At 33.4% G+C, this 20,257-nt stretch carries 18 protein-coding genes; 15 read left to right on the top strand and 3 right to left on the bottom strand.

Features of this window, described 5'->3' with window-relative positions; translation table 11 throughout:
- Positions 1 to 148 precede the first annotated feature (148 nt).
- Positions 149 to 322 carry a hypothetical protein gene (locus DZ60_RS25265; RefSeq protein ID WP_161634427.1) on the top strand — a complete coding sequence of 58 codons (174 nt, stop codon included), beginning with the start codon at positions 149 to 151 and terminating at the stop codon, positions 320 to 322.
- A gap of 15 nt (positions 323 to 337) precedes the next feature.
- Here the strand turns inward: DZ60_RS25265 and DZ60_RS0114830 are convergent, their stop codons facing one another.
- Complete coding sequence (locus DZ60_RS0114830) at positions 338 to 1,228, bottom strand: helix-turn-helix transcriptional regulator (RefSeq protein ID WP_025742827.1); 891 nt, start codon at positions 1,226 to 1,228, stop codon at positions 338 to 340.
- A 203-nt stretch (positions 1,229 to 1,431) separates the two neighbouring features.
- Between DZ60_RS0114830 and hemA the strand changes: the two genes are divergently transcribed.
- The 8 genes from hemA to DZ60_RS0114790 all read left to right on the top strand — a co-directional run bounded on the left by hemA (position 1,432) and on the right by DZ60_RS0114790 (position 8,777).
- Positions 1,432 to 2,682 (top strand): glutamyl-tRNA reductase, encoded by a 1,251-nt coding sequence (hemA, locus tag DZ60_RS0114825; RefSeq protein WP_025742826.1) that lies wholly within the window; start codon positions 1,432 to 1,434, stop codon positions 2,680 to 2,682.
- 3 nt (positions 2,683 to 2,685) lie between these two features.
- On the top strand, positions 2,686 to 3,597 hold the full coding sequence (gene hemC, locus DZ60_RS0114820) for a hydroxymethylbilane synthase (protein ID WP_025742825.1): 912 nt from the start codon (positions 2,686 to 2,688) through the stop codon (positions 3,595 to 3,597).
- A 1-nt stretch (position 3,598) separates the two neighbouring features.
- Positions 3,599 to 4,261: a uroporphyrinogen-III synthase gene (locus DZ60_RS0114815; protein WP_025742824.1), complete on the top strand. Its 663-nt coding sequence runs from the start codon at positions 3,599 to 3,601 to the stop codon at positions 4,259 to 4,261.
- A gap of 57 nt (positions 4,262 to 4,318) precedes the next feature.
- The gene (hemE, locus tag DZ60_RS0114810; protein WP_025742823.1) at positions 4,319 to 5,350 is read left to right on the top strand and encodes a uroporphyrinogen decarboxylase; all 1,032 of its coding nucleotides are present in this window, start codon (positions 4,319 to 4,321) and stop codon (positions 5,348 to 5,350) included.
- 166 nt (positions 5,351 to 5,516) lie between these two features.
- Positions 5,517 to 6,278, top strand: coding sequence for an EI24 domain-containing protein (locus DZ60_RS0114805; RefSeq protein WP_025742822.1), 762 nt, complete (start codon positions 5,517 to 5,519; stop codon positions 6,276 to 6,278).
- Between the two features lie 46 nt (positions 6,279 to 6,324).
- Positions 6,325 to 7,227, top strand: a complete 903-nt coding sequence (gene hemF, locus DZ60_RS0114800; protein WP_025742821.1) for an oxygen-dependent coproporphyrinogen oxidase — start codon at positions 6,325 to 6,327, stop codon at positions 7,225 to 7,227.
- A gap of 403 nt (positions 7,228 to 7,630) precedes the next feature.
- A complete protein-coding gene (locus tag DZ60_RS0114795; protein WP_025742820.1) occupies positions 7,631 to 8,233 on the top strand; it encodes a hypothetical protein in 603 nt (200 codons plus the stop codon).
- Between the two features lie 148 nt (positions 8,234 to 8,381).
- Entirely contained in the window at positions 8,382 to 8,777 is a 396-nt protein-coding gene (locus DZ60_RS0114790) for a hypothetical protein (protein WP_025742819.1), read from the top strand.
- Between the two features lie 20 nt (positions 8,778 to 8,797).
- Here DZ60_RS0114790 and DZ60_RS0114785 read toward each other — a convergent pair whose 3' ends face one another.
- Both DZ60_RS0114785 and DZ60_RS0114780 read right to left on the bottom strand, forming a co-directional pair.
- Positions 8,798 to 10,150 carry a sensor histidine kinase gene (locus DZ60_RS0114785; protein WP_025742818.1) on the bottom strand — a complete coding sequence of 451 codons (1,353 nt, stop codon included), beginning with the start codon at positions 10,148 to 10,150 and terminating at the stop codon, positions 8,798 to 8,800.
- Positions 10,147 to 11,511 (bottom strand): sigma-54-dependent transcriptional regulator, encoded by a 1,365-nt coding sequence (locus DZ60_RS0114780; protein WP_025742817.1) that lies wholly within the window; start codon positions 11,509 to 11,511, stop codon positions 10,147 to 10,149. The genes DZ60_RS0114785 and DZ60_RS0114780 overlap by 4 nt, the downstream gene beginning before the upstream one ends.
- Before the next feature lie 215 nt (positions 11,512 to 11,726).
- Between DZ60_RS0114780 and DZ60_RS0114775 the strand changes: the two genes are divergently transcribed.
- The 6 genes from DZ60_RS0114775 (at position 11,727) to DZ60_RS0114750 (ending at position 20,237) form a co-directional block, all read left to right on the top strand.
- On the top strand, positions 11,727 to 13,088 hold the full coding sequence (locus DZ60_RS0114775) for a TolC family protein (RefSeq protein WP_051477665.1): 1,362 nt from the start codon (positions 11,727 to 11,729) through the stop codon (positions 13,086 to 13,088).
- Between the two features lies 1 nt (position 13,089).
- On the top strand, positions 13,090 to 14,340 hold the full coding sequence (locus DZ60_RS0114770; RefSeq protein ID WP_025742815.1) for an efflux RND transporter periplasmic adaptor subunit: 1,251 nt from the start codon (positions 13,090 to 13,092) through the stop codon (positions 14,338 to 14,340).
- Positions 14,341 to 14,406: 66 nt separating this feature from the next.
- Positions 14,407 to 15,102 carry an ABC transporter ATP-binding protein gene (locus DZ60_RS0114765; protein ID WP_025742814.1) on the top strand — a complete coding sequence of 232 codons (696 nt, stop codon included), beginning with the start codon at positions 14,407 to 14,409 and terminating at the stop codon, positions 15,100 to 15,102.
- Between the two features lie 32 nt (positions 15,103 to 15,134).
- On the top strand, positions 15,135 to 15,320 hold the full coding sequence (locus DZ60_RS0114760; RefSeq protein WP_025742813.1) for a hypothetical protein: 186 nt from the start codon (positions 15,135 to 15,137) through the stop codon (positions 15,318 to 15,320).
- A 36-nt stretch (positions 15,321 to 15,356) separates the two neighbouring features.
- Positions 15,357 to 17,780: an ABC transporter permease gene (locus tag DZ60_RS0114755; protein ID WP_025742812.1), complete on the top strand. Its 2,424-nt coding sequence runs from the start codon at positions 15,357 to 15,359 to the stop codon at positions 17,778 to 17,780.
- 24 nt (positions 17,781 to 17,804) lie between these two features.
- Positions 17,805 to 20,237: an ABC transporter permease gene (locus tag DZ60_RS0114750; protein WP_025742811.1), complete on the top strand. Its 2,433-nt coding sequence runs from the start codon at positions 17,805 to 17,807 to the stop codon at positions 20,235 to 20,237.
- Positions 20,238 to 20,257 lie beyond the last annotated feature (20 nt).

The raw sequence follows: 20,257 nt of genomic DNA, 5'->3' as shown, positions 1-20,257 counted from the left end.
TTAATTAAGTTAAATTACAAAAAACCAAAAGACAAGTGTTTTTTTTTAGTACTTTTATAAGAGAAAAGCAACTGATGAAACCTAGGTCGATTAGAATGATAATGGCTCAAGGTTTTATGTGACTATAATAACTAAATATTTAGAACACATGAAACGAATAATCTTAGATGTCGAAAAAGAGAAATTACCTTTTGTTTTAGACTTATTAAAAAAGTATGAATTTGTAACTGTCGTAGCTGCAGAAACTCCTGAGCAAGATAGAGGAATGTATGATTCTATTGTTTCTTTGCAAAAGGGTATAGGCATCCCCAAGACAGAGTAACTTACAGTGATTTAATTAATTTAGGCTGGTAACATATTTTTTTGGAGTTGTACCAAATTTCTTTTTAAATGCGGCAATAAAATGACTTGCTGTACTATATCCTACTTTCAACCCTACTTCATTTACATTATAGCTTCTTGAGGCTAGTAATTTACGGGCAACTTCCATTTTATAATCAAATAAAAATGCATAAACAGGCTCCCCATATATTTGTTTAAAACCATCTTTTAGTTTTTTGAGCGATAGTCCTATTTCATTAGACAATTCTTGCAGTGTAGGAGGTTCTGCCATACGAGCAATAACAATTTCTTTGGCTTTTCTAATTTTTAACACATTTTCTTCATCAACCAAAAATGGGCACTGCTCTATATTGACATCTTCTGGTTTATTAAAATACAAACTAATCAGTTCATAAGCCTTGCCTCTGAAATATAATAATTTGATCGATTTATGTAAACTATAGTTCATGATTTGATTTAGTACAACTGCCATTGATGGAGAAATAACCGCGTCTGTGTAATATTTTTTATCGCGATTTCCTTCACCAAGAAACGGAATAAAGTCTGCTTCTCTAGAAAATAGGGAATGAAACTTTTTAATCGAAATAATAAGCGTAATTAACCAGGAGTCTTTTTCCATCTCAACATTCATCGGTAGATCAAGTTGAGGGTTATAAAGTAGAAGCGAGTTTTCTTCTGTCAAGTTAATAGCGTAGCTTCCGTTATTAAAATTAAATTTGACAGCACCTTTAAGACAGAAGTGAAATTGAATAAAATCGCTACCAATTTCGCGAACAAGACTTTTATTTTCTGGGGTGTCATTTTGAAATTTTAAAATAAAGAATCCATCATCAATTTTAGTTTCTTCAAGAATTCCTGGAGCGTTATTTTTTAGTTCAATATCCATAGTTAAAAAAGAATGTTATTTAGAATAGATCTAAATAATTTAACAATAAAAGAGCTCTTTACCAACTAATAATGCTGGTTTTGGAGCGTCTGCCGTCATAGAATTACTAAAGTTAACGTTTTTTGTTATTAAAAAATCCTCTAGCGTTATTTTTTTAAGCCAATGTAAAATATTTTTGCTGGGTAAAAAAGAATACACAATACATGGAGCCCCACCTTCGAGCAAAAGGAAAACATTTTTATGCCATAGGACTCAGCTATAAAAAGGCTGATGCCGAGCTAAGGGGGCACTTTAGTATTACTGATGAGGCCAAAGTCAATATACTAGATGAGGCAAAGGATGAAGGTATTGATTCCTTAATTTTAATCTCTACATGTAATAGGACCGAATTATATGGCTTTGCAGAACACCCTTTCCAGCTAATCAAACTACTATGCGAGCATACTCACGGGACTGTAGAAGAGTTTGAAAAAGTTTCTTATATCTATAAAAATAGTATTGCAGTTTCTCATCTTTTTAGAGTAGGAACAGGTTTGGATAGTCAAATTCTTGGGGATTTTGAGATCATTAGCCAAATAAAGAATGGTTTTAAGCAGTCTAAGGAAAAAGAAATGGTCAATCCATTTACCGAAAGGTTGGTCAATGCAGTTATTCAGGCAAGTAAGCGCATTAAAAACGAGACTGAAATTTCTAGTGGCGCTACTTCGGTAAGTTTTGCTGCCGTACAATACATTCTTGCAAGGGTACCATATGTTTCGGATAAAAACTTACTGCTTTTTGGCACAGGAAAAATAGGCAGAAATACATGCGAAAATCTAATAAAGCATACCAAGAATGATCACATCACATTGATCAATAGAACAAAAAATAAAGCAGAAAAGATCGCCGGAAAATTTAACCTAGTGGTTAAGGACTATGCTAATATTCAATCCGAAATCAAAAAATCTGATGTACTTATCGTAGCTACCGGAGCACAGAAACCAACGATCTCAAAGCAATTGATTCACTCTGATGAGCCATTGCTTATACTTGATTTATCAATACCAAGAAATGTAGCACTAGATGTAAAAGAGTTGCCAAATGTAACTCTTGTACATTTAGATGATCTTTCTAAGATGACAGATAGGACCTTAAAGCGAAGAAAAAGCCAAATTCCAAAAGCAGAGCAAATTATTGAGGAAATAAAAGAAGAGTTTGATGCATGGTTAACCACGAGAAAATTTGCTCCAACAATCAAGGCACTTAAAAACAAATTGACTGTATTAAAAGATGCTGAAATTGATCTTCAACGCAAAAAGATAGTAGGTTTTAATGAGCAGCATGCAGATATTATAAGTGATCGTATCATTCAAAAAATTACCAATCAATTTGCACATCACCTTAGAAATGAGAATGCATCTGCAGATGAAAGTATAGAGTTTATCCAAAAAGTTTTTCAATTACAAAACAAATAAGCCTTGACCAAAACAATACGTATAGGTACCAGAGATAGTGAATTAGCCCTTTGGCAAGCAAATACAGTAAAGGATCATCTAGAGAATTTGGGATATAGTACGAAACTTATCCCGGTGAAGTCTACAGGAGATTTAGTTTTGGATGTACCCTTGTATGAACTTGGTATTACAGGGATTTTTACCAAAACACTAGATGTTGCGATGCTCAATAATGATATTGATATAGCAGTACACTCAATGAAAGACGTTCCTACGGCCTTACCAAAAGGAATTGTAGAAGCAGCCGTATTAGAACGAGCAAATGTTCTGGATATTATGGTGCATAAAGGGACAGATTTTTTAAAAACCTCGGGAACTATTGCCACAGGTAGTCTGCGTAGAAAAGCCCAGTGGTTACATAAGTACCCTTCACATCATGTTGTAGATTTGCGTGGGAATGTGAATACTAGGATGAAAAAATTGTCGGATAGTGAGTGGAACGGAGCTATTTTTGCGGCAGCAGGATTAGAACGAATTCATCTCAAGCCTGAGAATTTTATAGATTTAGATTGGATGATTCCTGCGCCAGCGCAAGGGGCAATGCTTGTTGTAGCAAAAGACGAAGACACATACTGTAGGAAAGCGTTGTCTAATTTGAATCATATACCTTCAAAAACGTGCGTACATATAGAAAGAGAGTTTCTTAGAACCTTAGAAGGAGGATGCACCGCGCCTATAGGGGCGTTAGCACAAATTAAAAAAGATACACTTTATTTTACGGGAGCCCTATTTAGTCTTAACGGAAAGAAAAAAATAGAAGTTAATAGAGAAATAGCAATAGAAGATAGCCAAGGTTTTGGTGAAATTTGTGCTAAAGAAATTTTGAATAATGGTGGGCGACAATTAATGAAAGAGATAAAAGAACAGATAGGATAAATTGAAAAAACAAAATACGCTTTTATCTACCAAAAAATTAACAAGCTCTCAAAAAGAGTTATTACTCAATGCAGGATTAGGATATGTAGCATATGATGCTATTTTGATTGAGCAATACACCATCGAAACAGCTATCGAAGTAGAGAATGCTATTTTTACAAGTAAGAATGCCGTAAGAGTTATTCAGAATGCAAAAGCAAAGATTCAGAATTGTTTTTGTGTAGGTTCTAATACCAAAAACCTCTTAGAAGAAAATGGGTATACCGTTGTCGAAACTGCTCAAAATGCATTGGATTTGGCAAAAATTATCGTCAAAAAATATAAAAATCATTCATTTTCGTTTTTTTGTGGAAACTTGCGCAGAGACGAATTACCCGATTATTTGAACAGGAATGACATAAAGTTTAATGAACAGATTGTATATAAAACATCATTAGAATATAGGTCATTTGATCGTTTTTTTGATGGAATTTTATTTTTTAGCCCGTCTGCCGTTGTTAGTTATACTTTAGAAAATAAAATTAAAGATAGTGTTGCATTTTGTATCGGAAAAACAACCGCTGCAGAAGTTCAAAGGCACACAGAAGCCGAGATAATTATCGCGAACAAACCAACTGTTGAGAATGTGATTGTTCAAGCAGCAAAGTATTTTGAGAATAAATGAATATGTAAAAAATGAAATATAGGGATCTACTGTATTTCGAAAATATTAAAAATTAATATGACACAATTAAAAAATGATCTGTTCTTAAGAGCGCTAAAAGGAGAAACGGTAGATCGTCCACCAGTATGGATGATGCGCCAGGCAGGGAGATATTTACCAGAATTTAGAGCTTTAAAAGCAAAATATGACTTTTTTACGCGATGTAGAACTCCAGAATTAGCTTCAGAAATTACAGTACAGCCTATTGATATCATTGGTCCTGATGCTGCTATTTTGTTTAGTGATATATTGGTGATTCCTCAAGCAATGAATATCGAAGTTGAAATGAAAGATGGGATCGGTCCTTGGTTGCCAAATCCAGTGCGATCTTTGGCTGATGTAGATCAAGTTATTGTGCCAGACGTACACGAAGAATTAGGATATGTATTTGATGCTATAAAACTTACCAAAGAGCGTTTAGATAATCGAGTACCTTTAATAGGGTTTGCAGGTTCACCGTGGACAATTTTATGTTATGCTGTGCAAGGTCAAGGATCCAAAAATTTTGATAAAGCCAAAGAACTTTGTTTTTCTCACCCAGAGGCAGCTCATAAATTATTGCAGAAAATAACAGATACAACAATTGCTTATTTAAAAGCCAAGGTAGTAGCAGGAGTAAATGCCGTTCAGGTATTCGATAGTTGGGGAGGGATGCTCTCTCCTGTCGATTATCAAGAATTTTCATGGAAATATATACAGCAAATTGTCGATGCGTTAAAGGATGAAACAGAAGTTATAGTTTTTGGTAAAGGATGTTGGTTTGCTCTACAAGAAATGGCGAATTCTGGTGCTGCAGCTTTGGGAGTAGATTGGACATGTTCTGCCCGTAATGCGCGCTATCTTAGCGGTGGTAATATTACTTTGCAAGGTAATTTTGACCCTTCTAGGTTATTATCACCACCGGCAGAGATCAAAAAGATGGTAAAAGAAATGATAGATGCCTTTGGTAAAGATCGATATATTGCTAATTTGGGTCATGGTATTTTACCAAATATTCCTGTAGAGAATGCGCAAGCATTTGTGGATGCAGTAAAAGAGTATAAAGTATAAAATAGAGAATCTCTTGATGGATTTGATAGGATTATAGATTAGGAGTAATCCATATTTTTTATAAAATACACGTTTTTATAAGGTGCTGGTGAAACAAATTGTGATAAATAACTACTTATAATTTATTTCGGTATTATAATTAGTAAATCAATCAAATATATAATCTATGTTCAAAAATATCATCAATGGCGTAAAAGCATATTTCGGTACATTCAAGTTAATTTCGAAATTAGGATTATGGAAATATTTTGCAATTCCGATTTTAATAAGTGTTATTATAGGAATTTCAATAGTCGGATTGATCTATTTCTTTTCTGATAATTTAGGAGGTTTGATTGCCAGAGCTTGGATCTGGGAATGGGGTTCTGAATTCTTTGCAAAAGCAAGTGTCTACTTCGGTGGTTTTTTGATTTTCACATTAGGTTTAGTATTGTATAAGCATATTGTCATGGCCTTATCATCACCTTTTATGAGTCCTGTTTCAGAAAAAGTAGAAAACCATCTTTTGGGAGAGACACAGCATGTGCATCGCTCCACCTCATTTGCCGAACAACTAGCCAGGGGGATTCGAATTAATATGCGCAACTTGCTAAGAGAATTACTCTTTATGATTCCTTTACTTTTATTAAGTTTTATCCCAGTTATAGGAATTATTGCTACCATATTGATTTTCTTGATTCAGGCCTATTATGTTGGTTTTGGTAATATGGATTATACGATGGAACGCCATTTTAATTACAAAGAAAGTATTCAATTTGTAAGAAAAAATCGAGGAATAGCTATAGGTAATGGGATTGTGTTTGTCTTGATGCTTTTTATTCCGATATTAGGTTTTATAATCACGTTACCAATATCTGTTGTTGCGGCCTCTACAGAGACCGTTAGAATATTAGATGAAAAAGGGTTAATAGCAAATAAAACCTCTTAATAGCCTTGTTTTTGTAATTGAAAACCTCAAAAGAAAAGAGAAAGAAATGAAAGAAAAGTTTTATAACTACATACAAGTTCTTCAGGATACAATTACTTCTGCAATCGAGGAGATTGATGGAGTAGCCAAATTCGAAGAAGATATTTGGGAGCGTCCTGAGGGTGGAGGAGGAAGAACTCGAGTAATCCAAAATGGCAATGTTTTTGAAAAAGGAGGAGTAAATATTTCTGGAGTTCATGGTGCTTTACCAAAAGCTATGCAAAGTTATTTTAATGTAGGAGAAGTAGATTTTTTTGCTTGTGGTTTATCATTGGTTCTTCATCCCAAAAACCCAATGGTACCTACAGTACATGCCAATTGGCGATATTTTGAGATGTATGATAAAGAAGGGAATATTGTTGATTGTTGGTTCGGAGGAGGACAGGATATGACGCCTTATTACCTTTTTGATGAGGATGCAAAACATTTTCATCAGGTTTGCAAAAGATCGTGTGATCGTCATGATGCATCGTTTTATGAACTTTATAAAAAGAAGTGTGATGAGTATTTCTATAATGCACACCGAGAAGAAGGTAGAGGAATAGGAGGATTATTTTTTGATTATTGTAAGGCAAATGATATTATGTCATTAGAGAAATGGTATGACTTTGTAACCGAAGTGGGTAATAGCTTTCTTGATGCCTATATTCCTATTGTAGAAAAAAGAATGGAAATTTCCTACACAAAAGCAGAAAGAGAATGGCAAGAAATTAGACGTGGTCGTTATGTCGAGTTTAATCTTGTTCATGACAAAGGCACCCTATTTGGTTTAAAAACTAACGGACGAATAGAGAGTATATTAATGAGTCTACCACCTCATGTACAATGGAGGTATGATCATCAACCTGAGAAGGGGAGCGAAGAAGAACGATTGGTTGATGTATTAAAAAATCCTGTTGATTGGGTATAGAATACTTTTCAAAAATAGTCAAAATAGAGATTCATATTAGGTCAAAAGTTTTAAAATTTTACGCGCGCTTTGCGCATAATTAGGATTTTTTTGAACAAAAAATTTAGAAAAATTCAATGAATTTTGGGTAAAAAGATTAAAAAATCAAAAAAATCCCAAAAAATTAGTAAAATATTTTGGTTGACCAATTTCCATATCTATTGTACGGGTTAACCATTGATATTGCTAGATAAATCGATTTCAGATTGGTCGACCAAAACAAGGTTTTTCGATTAAACAATGGTTAAAAAGCGCGATAAATCCGATTAAATGCTATTTTCAAACGTTTTTTTTATTAACTTGCATATCAGATGTCTAGGTAAAAAAAAATAGACGTTTAATAATTAATCGGAAAAAATACTTTATGAAAAAAATTCTACTTATGTTAATTGCAGTTCTGCTTGTTAGCTGCGAATTTGTCCCCAAAGAGTCCAAGTTTTCTAAGTACAAAAAAAATACGATTGAATTTCGTAATAATACGATTGTTCTTAAAAGTGGTTACCTAAAAACGTCTACCGAAGAATTCAAAAGCAGAGTGGATTCTCTTCCCAATGATTCTAAATTTAAAAAACTGGCTTTAGAAGAATTAAAAAAGGTCGAAGAGAAAAAGGTAGATTATGAGATTTTTGCAGATCAAAATAATATTGCAAACTACGTATTTATTTATACGTGTGATTTTTATGAATTTGATGAGCATAGAGCAGCAAAAGTTGTGCAAGCTATGAATAATCAATTAAAAGATGAAGCTACTAATCAAGAGGTGAGATATCGAAGAATCCACGGTCGATTTTTCTTTACACCTACTTCTAAGGTTATCAAGCTAAAATATTTGAAAGCATATAAAAGTGAACGAAAATTTCAGACAGAATATATCGTTTCTTCAAAATCTGGTGGAGTTGGGCTACTTATTAGTAATCTAGAAGATATAGATTTTGAGGGATCCATTAAGCGTTTAGCTGTGAAATGATATCCTAACACTTATTTAGTTTTTCAAAAAAGTATATAGAATGCCTTAATAAGACAATATAAAACAGTCTTTTTAGGGCATTTTTTGTATCTTAAAATAGTTTAACGGATTTTAATTCAATCAAATAGGCGTAGTTAAATTTCTATTCATGCTGAGAACGTTATTGTTTTTATCTTTTATTTTTATTCTCGGCTGTGCTAGAACTGTTGAGCCATCGGTAGATAACATAAATAGAATTTTTGCCTCCAAAGACTTTACTTTTGAGTTTAATCGTCTTAATGGTAAGAAAGAATCCTTAAGTTTTAGGAGTGATTTTTTGGTATATAAAAGTGATAAACCGACATATAGACGAGAAGTGAGTTATGATGAGGTGTTACTGATTAATGATTATATAAAAAAAATTCTTTCACTTCATTCTAATACATTAGATCCAAATACATCATCGTATTATGTAATAGAGAACACGGCATATAAAGTTATTATTACACCTAATCTCGAGGACCTTTATTTTGATGCCTTAATTTTGACTTTAAAATTGAAGTAATACGCATTCATGGATTTGTATTACTCAAAAAATAAGCTAAAAGAGGTTTCTACGTTTGGTATTGAGCGAACCGTTAATCTACCTTTATGTAAGTGCATTATTTGCTTAGATAAGCTTAATCCGATTCCTGTACCTTCTTTTTTGGTAGTATAAAAGGGGACAAAAATTTGAGACATCATTTCTGGAGTTATTCCCGGGCCATTATCCTTTACAGTTATATATTTTTTTCCTTCAGTCGTTACGCCAGAAATAAATTGTAACATTGGTGCATCTGTATCTGCTAATGCCTGGATTGAGTTTTTGGCTAGATTAACAAGAATTTGTGTAATTTGCTTCTCATCGGCATAGATCTCAAGATTAGAGCTGTTTGCAATACGGGTAAATGTGATATTGGCAAAACCTTTTTGTTGACCAATTAATAATCGTACTTTTTCTAACAATTCATCTGCAAGTATTATTTTCTTATCAGGTATAGGAACATTAAGAAAACTTCTGTACGATTGTACAAAGCTCATGAGATCATTTCCTTGATTTTTGATCACTTCGAGTCCCTTTACAGTATTAGCAATTTTTTGATCATCAATTTGTGGTGTAGGAATAATACCAATTTCATTCTTATAATACCCTAGGATTGATTCAGAAATAGATGTAATAGGAGTTACAGAATTCATGATCTCATGAGTTAATACGCGAATAAGTTTTATCCAGGAATCCGTTTCTTTTTCATCCAATTCATTATGAATATCCTGAATGGTGATTAGTTTTAATGATTCATGATTTACTATGACTTTTGTAGATTTAATAGCTAACTCTATTGTTTCTCGCTCATTAGTAAGTTTAAAAAGTGTACGATCAAAAGATTTAAGAGGAGTAAATAATTCGTATAACTTTGGGTCAACTTGTGTTAATTGTTTGATATGATTAAGAGGAGTATAGTTGAGTAACTTTTCTACCTTGGGATTTTTAAAAAGAACATGGCCTTTGTCATTACAGGTAAAAATACCTATTTCAGTTTGTTTTAAAATTTCTTGATAATATTGTTCCTGGGTTTGATTTTTTATGTGGATTTTTTGAATGGTATCATTAAGTCTATTAAGATGTACATGAAGTTCATTTAATGATTCGGGATGACCGCTTTCTGGAAATGTCAATGTATAGTCTTCATTTTTTACTGAATTAAAGAAATACGCTATTTTTCGATTTGTACGATTAAGACTTTTGATTAAATATATGGTTTGCAAAAAGAGGAGTAACAACATCAAAAAAGAAAGTACGTAAAACCCTTTAAAAAAAGTAAAAGCTATAAGTAATGCAGTTATTACAATGCCTGTAATCCTAAGAATAAGTCGGGTATAAAAGATATGGCTTATCACTTATGTGTTGTTTTTTTTATTTTATTGTATAAGGTTTGTCTAGAAATTCCTAACTGATTAGCCGCTGCACTATAATTACCATTGTGTTTTTCGAGTGCTTTATTTATCATCATGATTTCCATTTCGTCTAATGTTTTGTCTTGCATATCTAGTGTATGTCCTGCATTTGTATTTAACAAGAAGTCTGCAGATTTTAGAACATTTCCTTCACATAATATAACAGCTCTCTCTATAGTATGTTGTAATTCTCTTACATTGCCAGGCCAACGATAATCTAATAACTTTTCTTCTGCGGAAGTGTTCATTCTCAAAGAAGGTTTACCGTATTTTGAAGCATATTTTTTTAAATAAAAATCAGCTAGTATCAGAATATCAGTACCTCGTTTTCTTAATGGAGGAACTTCTATATGAATTGTATTAATTCGGTATAATAAATCTTCTCGAAAAATACCTTCATCAACCATTTGATTAAGGTTACAATTTGTGGCACAAATTAATCTAATATTAACGGGTACAGTTTTGTTTGATCCTACACGTACAATGGTTCTATTTTGTATTGCAGATAGTAGCTTGGCTTGAGTTTGTAAGGACAAGTTTCCAATTTCATCAAGAAATAAAGATCCACTATTTGCAGCTTCAAATTTCCCAGCACGATCTTCTTTTGCGTCTGTAAAAGAGCCTTTGGTATGGCCAAAAAGCTCGCTTTCGAAAAGGCTTTCGGAGATAGACCCCATATCGACACTTATAAACACTTCCTTTTTTCGGGATGAGAGACGGTGTAATTCCCTCGCGATTAATTCTTTTCCGGTACCATTTTCACCTGTTATAAGTACATTAACATCAGTTTTTGCAACTTTTCTAACTAGATTAAGAACAGACATAAGTACCTTAGAGTTACCTATAATGTATGAACTATCCTGATTAATGATTTGCTTAAGATGATTTTCTTTTTGCTTTAGCTCTTTTACTTCTTTTAAGGATTTTCGTAATAAAAAAGCAGATTTTATAGTGGTCAATAGTTTTTCGTTATTCCATGGTTTTAATATGAAATCTGTGGCGCCCTCTTTCAAAGCTTTTACGGCAAGATCAACAGCGCCATAAGCAGTCATCATAATAACTGCTGTAAGAGGAGCTTTTTTCTTAATTTCTCGCAACCAGAATAAACCTTCATTCCCAGTATTTACACCTGCAGAAAAATTCATATCTAATAAAATAATATCAAAGTCTTCTATGGGAAATGACGAAATCTGATTTGGATTAGAAATGGACTGAATATGCTTAAATTCGAATTGCAATAAAATCTCTAAAGCACTTAAGAGACTTTTATTATCATCAATAATTAAAATTTTACCGTCTTGCATATCAAACTATGTTGGAAGTATAAAACTAAACATCTTAATTCATAAGTCAATAAAACTGTAAAATTATTAGACACTATTTGTATAATAATTTTACATTCAGAAAATGTATTAGGGTTCAATTTTTATTTAAAACACTGATTTTGTGATGTTTATTTTTTTGGCATAAGAATAGAGTAGTACGTTGATACCAAAAAATATTATTTAAGTATTTAGAAATGATATCGAACAAAAGTAACTACTTATTTTTTCTTCTAATAATTCTTACAAATGTGTTGTATTCTCAGGATTCATGGTCATTAGATGATTGCATACGATATGCTATCGAGCATAATTTGGGAATTAAGGATTTTGAGTATACTCAAGAAGGAAATAAAGAAACGTATCGACAATCTATCCGTAACTTATTGCCAAATCTAACGGGGTATTCTGATTACAATATACGATATGGAAGATCTGTAGATCCGAATAATAATAGTTTTGTAAACACTGATTTTTTTTCAAACAATTATTCGCTGGCTGCAGAAATTGATTTGTTTCAAGGGTTCCAAAAAATAAATTCGATTAGATCATCAAAGTTTTTGCGTCAGGCATCAGAAGAAGAAACGCTACACCAAAAATATTTGTTAGGATTCCGGGTTATGTCAGCTTTTTATGATGTTCAGTTTATGAAAGGGTTATTTGCTATCTCAAAGGAACAAGAGGAAGTTTCTCAAAAGAATTATGAATTGGTAAAAAGACAGGTGTCCTTAGGCCAAAAGGCAAAGGCCGATTTATACGAAACCGAATCAGCTTTGTTAGCAGATCAATTGTTAGTGACGCAAAGCAAAAATAACCTAGAATCGGCAAAATTAGCATTGATGCAGGAGATGAACTTAACCAGATCAGGAACAATTTCTATTCAATCTGTTTTAATGGACACGAATCAAAATTCAAATCAACAAATTCAGGATCAGGATTCTATTTTTAGGATAGCAAAGGATGTGGTTCCTATGGTTAAGGCTCAAGAATTAAGGGCTAAGGCTGCGAGTAAACAAGTGCATGTAGCCAGAGGGAATCTCTACCCTTCACTTTCTTTATTTGCGGGATATCAAACAGGATATTATGAAACAAATCAAGATGAAAACACGAATACAGTGATTCCTTTTAGAACACAAATTAAAGATAATGCATCTCAATATGTCGGAGTTTCACTAAGTATTCCTATTAGTAATAGATGGTCAAATCGCTCACAGATAAAGCAGCAAAAAATAGCACTTATGAGAGCAGAGAATAACCATACTATTCAGAAACAAGAATTATACGATATAATACAGCAACTAGTGCAGGAAGGTGCTGCACTAAAAACTGAATTTAAGCAGAGTATCCAGAAAATGAAAGCACAAACTTTGGCATTTGATATTGCAAGAAAGCGATATGAAAAAGGGTTGATAAGTATTATAGAACTTAATCAATCGAAAAATTTATTTGCTAATTCTCGAAACGAGAATTTACAAGTCGACTTACGATTAAAGGTAAACGAGAGTACCTTAGATTTTTATAAAGGATTACCAGTATTTAATATTAATAGAGCACAGTAAAATGGACATAAAAATTGAAAAGAAAAAAGGGTTACGCCCCAAGCATATAGGATATATTGCTTTAGGAATTTTATTGTTTTTTGTTGGTTATAAAATGGTTTTTGGAAGCTCTACAACGACATTTAGAGCGGAAAAACAAAAACTAACTATTAGTGAAGTATCTTTTGGCAAGTTCGATGACTATATTACTATAAATGGTTCTGTAGCTCCTATTAGTACTATTTATATGGATGCCTATGAGGGAGGTAGGGTTACCGAAAAGCTGATAGAAGAGGGGGCTATGGTAAAAAAAGGAGATATTATATTAACATTAGAGAATCGAGCACTATATGAGCAAATATTAGCTAGTGAAAACAATCTAGCGCTCAAACAGAATGATTTGAGATCAACCAAACTAACATTCGATTCGAGACAAGTTGAAGGTCGAAAAGATTTGGTTAATTCAAAATATGAACTTCAAAAGCTAAAGAGAAATTATGAACAAAATAAAGCCCTATATGATGATGAGTTAATTTCTAGAGAAGAATATTTGATATCTCAAGAAAATTATGAACTTTCACAAAAGCAATATGAAATCATTAAGCTGCAAACGGATCAAGACAAGACGTTGCGAAGTACATCATTAAAAGATCTCGATGACGATTTGGCGCGAATGAAAAAAACTTTGTCTATGGTCTATGAACGTATAGATCACCTCAATGTGCGAGCTCCGGCCGATGGCCAATTAGGGTTTCTTGATGCCGAAATAGGACAAAGCATTCAGCAAGGTCAGAGAATTGGTCAGATCAATGTATTAACCGATTATAAGATCGAAGCCACCATAGATGAGCATTATATTGATAGAGTAAAACGGGACCTGACCGCCATATTGGATCGTAATGGCCAAGAGTATACGTTACGCTTGCGCAAAGTATATCCAGAAGTACGTGATGGAAAATTTAAAGTAGATCTGGTTTTTGTAGATAAAAAACCTGAAAATATACGAACAGGGCAGAGTTATACAATTAAGTTACAACTTGGAGCATCTAATGATGCTATGCTATTACCCAGAGGTAGTTTTTTTCAGAGTACAGGAGGACAATGGATTTTTGTCGTAGACAGCTCTGGGGAGACAGCTTGGAAAAGAGCTATCAAAATCGGTAAACAAAACTCAAAATATTATGAGGTAATTGAAGGACTTGAATCAGGAGAAGAAGTACTTACATCAAATTATGATAGCTTTGGAGATGCCGAAAAAATTATATTGAAATAAGGAAACTAATTTTCTCTTTTGCTAAAGAAGAGTAAAGGATTTAAACATAAAAAAATCAATCAAAAAATGATAGAGATAGAAAACTTAAAAAAGAGTTTTAGGACAGAAGAGGTAGAGACGCTGGCTCTTAATAATGTTAGCCTAAAAGTAGAAACGGGAGAATTTGTGGCTATTATGGGACCATCAGGTTGCGGTAAATCTACTTTACTTAACATTATTGGGATGTTAGATAATCCAAACGAGGGTAATTATAGGTTTGATGGTCAAGAAGTAGGAGGGTTAAAAGAAAATCAACGTACCAAAATAAGAAAAGGAAATTTAGGCTTTGTATTTCAGAGTTTTAATCTGATAGATGAACTCACAGTATTCGAAAACGTAGAGCTACCTCTGATCTACTTGAATATGAAAAAAAACGAGAGAGAGCAAAAAGTAAGACAAGTACTTGAACGCATGAAAATTGCTCATAGAGAAAAGCATTTTCCACAGCAATTATCAGGAGGGCAACAACAGCGAGTAGCAATTGCCAGAGCAGTTGTAACCAAAGCCAAATTAATTTTGGCAGATGAACCTACAGGAAATCTGGATTCTAAAAACGGAATTGAAGTAATGAACTTACTTACAGAACTCAACCAAGAAGGAACCACCATTGTAATGGTAACCCACTCAGATAGGGATTCACATTACGCACACCGTGTAATTAACCTTTTTGACGGACAAATTGTGACTGAAAGCCAAAATAAGCCTTTCACAGTCAATACGTAATTATTCTTTTTAATTCACAAAATGATGTAATCATGGCAAAATTAATAGCATATCTCGTAGCATTCATACTCTATCTTATTTCAATATTTGCGGGATACGGTCAATTAGAAACGGTATCCGTTGCTTGTTTTGAAGAAGCTACGGTAGTCTATCAAGGAAATCCAGAGATTAATAGGGGGGTTATTATTGAGGAGACGACCATTCATCAAATACACTAGATATTCATCAATCTCATCATCAAAAAACGAACAATTATGCTTAAGAATCACTTAAAAATTGCTTTTAGATATCTTAAAAATAATAGATCCTTTACAATGATCAATATCCTTGGTCTTACTATGGGATTCTTTTGCTTTTTCCTTCTTAATGCCTATGTCTTAAAGGAAACCTCTTTTGATCAGAATCAGAAGCAGGTTTTTCGACTTCTTCAAAAAACAACTGATGAAAATGGCACACAACATGAGTTGGCTCAATCGCCTCCAAAAATAGGGCATGAATCCAAACTATTATTTGATGAGGTAAGTAATCAAACTCAGATTTTATACATGGGAAGGGTTAATGTTGGTAATGACCCAGCGACTGTTAATCATCAACAAATTGCGGTTTTAGATGATAATTTTTTGAAGGTATTTGATTTTCCTTTGGTAGAAGGAATTTCTACTAATCTATCCGACCGACCTAATGGTATTATTTTGACTAAATCAATAAAGGAGATTTACTTTGGAAAACAACCTGCAATGGGAAAAATTTTAAAAACGGGTTATGGAGATTATCCTGTAGTTGGCGTTTTAGAAGATTTTCCTGAAAACTCTCATTTAGAAAACTTTGTTTTCTTTAGCCATCAAATGGCTTCAGAAGTTTTTAATTGGTTCGATAGATTCATGTCATCGAATTGGTCAAGAAACGAGTTAATCACTTATTTCAAGGTATTACCCAATGCTGATATAAGTACTTTGAATAATAAAATCACTACTCTAGCCAAAGAAAATTATCCAGCAGATAGGACTTTTAATAGTTCGTATGCCCTTCAGGCAATACAGGATATTCACCTTTATGAAAATGATGTAGAAGGAGAAATTAACAAGTCCAAGGGAAACGGATTATATGTAAGATTATTTTTCTGGATTGCCGTTCTAATTCTTTTGGTTGCATGTTCTAATTATACAGGGTTATTAAATATTGCTTTTATAGATCGATCTAAAGAAATAGGACTTCGTCAGATATTAGGTTCAGGAAAATTGAATCTATTATATCAATTTTTATTAGAAAGTGTAATAGTGATTTCCATTTCAATGGCATTGGCATACGCATTATTATGGGTAGGACAGTCACATGTTCAGGGTTGGTTTGGGACCTCATTAAGGTTGACCCAAATACCGATCAAAGGAATGTTAACTGTGTTGTTTTTTGGTATTTTGCTAGGTATTTTATCTGTTGCCTATCCCTTTTGGTTGATTATTCGTTCGGGAATGTCTTCGTCTTTGAAAAACACGATTTCTGTGGGTTCAAAACTACCATTCAGAAGAGTTATGCTTACATTTCAGTTCATTGCAGTAATAACTTTTCTTACCGCTTCTGTTGTATTCAATAGACAAATGAGTTTTTTAGAAAAAAGAGAAATAGGTTTTGAAAAAGAAGGACTGGTAACTATCGATATCAATAGCCGTATTTTACGCAAACAGTTTAAGGCGATAAAAGCAGAGTTTTTAAGAATTCCTGAAGTAAGCGCCGTTAGCACAAGTTCACGAGTGCCGGGTGAATGGAAAAACATACCGATGGTCAAGGCAAGACGAAAAGGACAAGCTTCTGCAGATGCCCATGATATGATGTTTATTGGTGCAGATGATAATTTTTTACAAACGTATAATTTGAAACTTATTAAAGGTTCGAATTTTAAAGGTGCTCCTTCAGATAGTACCAAAGTTTTTATAAACAGTTCTGCGCTCACTGCCTTGGGATTAGAAAACCCAATAGGACAATATATTACGATGCCTTCAGCGAATTTTGGGGGATCTAATGAAAACTTAAAGGAACCATTTCTAGCACAAATAGCAGGTGTTGTAGAAGATTTTCAGATAGAAGATTTTAGAACTAATATAAAACCATTAATCATTGCAAATTGGAATAACCCAGTGCATTCAATTGATTATTATACCCTAAAAATAAAAACCGCTGATTGGTCAGAAACAATAGCAGCGCTTAAAAGGGTAAACGATTCTTTTGATCCTGCAACACCCATGGAGCTTAATATCCTAGGAGATAAGTTTGATCGCTTTTTTGATCAAGATAAAGAACATCTCAAGCTTTTAAATTTCTTTTCAAGTATTGTGATTTTTTTGACGTGTATGGGACTTTTTGCAATGAGTGCTTTTGTGGCAAGAAGTAGAACAAAAGAAATCGGAATTCGAAAAGTATTGGGCTCAAGTATTATAGAATTACTCTATCTCTTATCAAAAGACTTTTTGGTTTTAGTGTTTTTGGGATGGGTTATGGCAGCACCCATAACCTGGTACTTATTAAACAAATGGCTTATGGGCTTTGCATACCGGATAAATTTTGAATGGTGGACGTTGGTTATTACAGGATTATTATGTCTTATCATGACTATTGCGACGGTAAGTTTTCAATCGATAAAAGCAGCAATAGTAAATCCAATCAAAAGTTTACAGACAGAATAAGTTATCATCAAAAAACGAACAATTATGTTTAAGAATTATTTAAAAATTGCCTTAAGAAGCCTTAAGAAAAGTCTCTTTTTTACATTTCTCAATGTTTTTGGTCTCGCAACAGGTATGGCAGGAGTCATACTTATCTCTCTATATATCTATGACGAGTTGAGTTTTGACAGCATGTTTGCAGATGCCGATAGAATATATAGAATTAATACAGATCTTAAATTCGGTGGAGAAACTCATGAATTTTCTGAAGCATCACCTTCAATGGCATCAGCTTTACAACGGGATTTTGCACAAATAGAATTGACAACTCGATTTAAAAGAGAAGGGAGTGTGCTTATGCGTAAAAGTGACGTTGCTAATAGTGTAAAAGAATCTGGAGTTACTTATGTTGACGCTACTTTTTTTAAAATGTTTGGTATTGATTTGTTAGTAGGAAATATCAAAACTGCACTAGTAGAACCAAACTCCTTAGTGCTTACCAAAACTGTGGCAGAAAAACATTTTGGAACAGCAGAAGCGCTTGGCCAAACAATGGTATTAAATAATGAAATAACTTATACGGTAACCGGAGTGATTGATGATTTGCCCAAAAACTCTTTTCTGAGAAATCACGGTGTTTTTATGTCAATGTCCGGTAATGAATATGCTGCCTTAGAGAATTGGGGGAATCATGATTTTCCCACCTTTCTAAAACTAGTGCCAGGAGCCAAGGTAGAAAGTCTAGAGCTGGGACTACAATCCTACTTAGATAAATACTTAGTGCCTTTTGCTCAGGCTTATTATCCGGGAATTACTAAGAAACAATTTTTGGATACAGGCAATTATTGGAGGTTTAGTACTATTGCTTTAACAGATATTCATCTATATTCTAATAGGTTTCCTGAGTTTAGTCCTAACAATGATATCCAGAACATCTATATTCTTTCATTTATCGGCTTATTTCTTTTAGTGTTGGCAGGGGTTAATTTTGTTAATCTATCTACAGCACATTCTCTTAAAAGGGCAAAAGAAGTAGGTGTTCGTAAAACTTTGGGTTCGGGTAAGATAGAACTAATTAGACAGTTCCTAATTGAATCCGGGCTACTTTCTCTTATCGCACTGTTATTTGCAATTATATTGGCTGTTATTGTATTGCCTTTTTTTAATGAACTTGCAGGAACATCAATTTTGATGCCCTTTTCAAACCCTATATTTTGGCTTATCATATTGATTTGTACCCTGCTCCTAGGAGTACTCTCGGGGATGTATCCTGCATTTTTTATGTCAAATTTTATGCCTATTAAAGTTCTTAAAAGTACAAGTAATCATAATGTAGGAGGAAATAGGCTGAGAAATTCATTGGTCGTATTTCAATTTACAATTTCAGTTTTCTTGATAGTAAGTACCCTAGTAGTTTTTCAGCAATTACACTTTATTCAGAATAAAGATTTGGGGTATTCAAAGGATCAGATTTTGATTGTAAATGATATTCATGTAGACCGAAATAAGGTGCAATCTTTTAAGGAACAAGTTTCTCAATTGGGATCAATAAAAAGCGCGTCATTAAGTAGTTTTTTACCTACCCCTTCAGCTAGAAGAGATAATTCTTTTAATAAAGACGGTATTGCAAATCAAGAAAATGCTATAAATCTACAGAACTGGTCCGTTGATCATGAATATATATCTACTTTGGGCATAGAACTAATTGCTGGTCGTGATTTTGATCGTCAATTTGCCACGGATTCTACAAGCGTAATTATTAATGAGGCTGCATTAAAAATATTAGATGTATCACCCAAAGAAGCATTGGGGATGAGGTTATCGAGTATTGATAATAGTGATAGAACCTTTTCAACAATTGTTGGTGTTGTAAAGGATTTTCATTTTGAATCTCTAAGAAATGATATTCGAGCTTTGAGCCTCTCTTTAGGTAACTATTCTGATAAAATGGTAATTAGACTAAATGTAGAAGGAAACTTTTCTTCTACTATAGGGAGTATCGAGAAAATATGGAATACAATTGCTCCAGGGCAGCCTTTTAATTACTACTTCATGGATGAATCGTTTAATAACACCTATAAAGAAGAGCAACGATTAGGGAAGGTTTTTGCTTCTTTTGCGTTACTGTCAATTTTGATTGCTTGCTTAGGGCTATTTGGTTTGGCAACATTTAATGCCGAAAGAAGAATAAAAGAAATCGGAATCAGAAAAGTTATGGGGGCAAGTGTTAGTCAAATAACCTTGCGACTGACCGTTGATTTTCTGAAACTTGTTGCAGTTGCTATTCTGGTCTCGTTGCCCCTGGGGTGGTATGCTATGAATAGATGGTTAGAAGATTTTTCGTATCGAATAGAGATTGCTTGGTGGGTTTTTGTCTTGGCAGCGTTTTTGGCCTTTATTATTTCGGCACTTACAGTGGGCTATCAGAGTATTAAAGCAGCAGTTATGAATCCGACAAAAAGTCTGCGAACAGAATAAAAATAAACAGACCCGTCAGG

The organism is Aquimarina pacifica (assembly GCF_000520955.1).
Classification (GTDB): Bacteria; Bacteroidota; Bacteroidia; order Flavobacteriales; family Flavobacteriaceae; genus Aquimarina; species Aquimarina pacifica.
This window is presented reverse-complemented; position numbering and strand designations above follow the sequence as displayed.

Bases quoted from the DNA above. Each gene is read 5' to 3' on its own strand.
- hemE (WP_025742823.1), top strand. From the start codon at position 4,319: ATGACACAATTAAAAAATGATCTGTTCTTAAGAGCGCTAAAAGGAGAA.
- DZ60_RS0114760 (WP_025742813.1), top strand. From the start codon at position 15,135: ATGGCAAAATTAATAGCATATCTCGTAGCATTCATACTCTATCTTATT.
- DZ60_RS25265 (WP_161634427.1), top strand. From the start codon at position 149: ATGAAACGAATAATCTTAGATGTCGAAAAAGAGAAATTACCTTTTGTT.
- DZ60_RS0114765 (WP_025742814.1), top strand. From the start codon at position 14,407: ATGATAGAGATAGAAAACTTAAAAAAGAGTTTTAGGACAGAAGAGGTA.
- hemF (WP_025742821.1), top strand. From the start codon at position 6,325: ATGAAAGAAAAGTTTTATAACTACATACAAGTTCTTCAGGATACAATT.
- DZ60_RS0114770 (WP_025742815.1), top strand. From the start codon at position 13,090: ATGGACATAAAAATTGAAAAGAAAAAAGGGTTACGCCCCAAGCATATA.
- DZ60_RS0114780 (WP_025742817.1), bottom strand. From the start codon at position 11,511: ATGCAAGACGGTAAAATTTTAATTATTGATGATAATAAAAGTCTCTTA.
- DZ60_RS0114775 (WP_051477665.1), top strand. From the start codon at position 11,727: ATGATATCGAACAAAAGTAACTACTTATTTTTTCTTCTAATAATTCTT.
- DZ60_RS0114830 (WP_025742827.1), bottom strand. From the start codon at position 1,228: ATGGATATTGAACTAAAAAATAACGCTCCAGGAATTCTTGAAGAAACT.
- DZ60_RS0114755 (WP_025742812.1), top strand. From the start codon at position 15,357: ATGCTTAAGAATCACTTAAAAATTGCTTTTAGATATCTTAAAAATAAT.
- hemA (WP_025742826.1), top strand. From the start codon at position 1,432: ATGGAGCCCCACCTTCGAGCAAAAGGAAAACATTTTTATGCCATAGGA.
- DZ60_RS0114805 (WP_025742822.1), top strand. From the start codon at position 5,517: ATGTTCAAAAATATCATCAATGGCGTAAAAGCATATTTCGGTACATTC.
- DZ60_RS0114795 (WP_025742820.1), top strand. From the start codon at position 7,631: ATGAAAAAAATTCTACTTATGTTAATTGCAGTTCTGCTTGTTAGCTGC.
- DZ60_RS0114790 (WP_025742819.1), top strand. From the start codon at position 8,382: ATGCTGAGAACGTTATTGTTTTTATCTTTTATTTTTATTCTCGGCTGT.
- DZ60_RS0114750 (WP_025742811.1), top strand. From the start codon at position 17,805: ATGTTTAAGAATTATTTAAAAATTGCCTTAAGAAGCCTTAAGAAAAGT.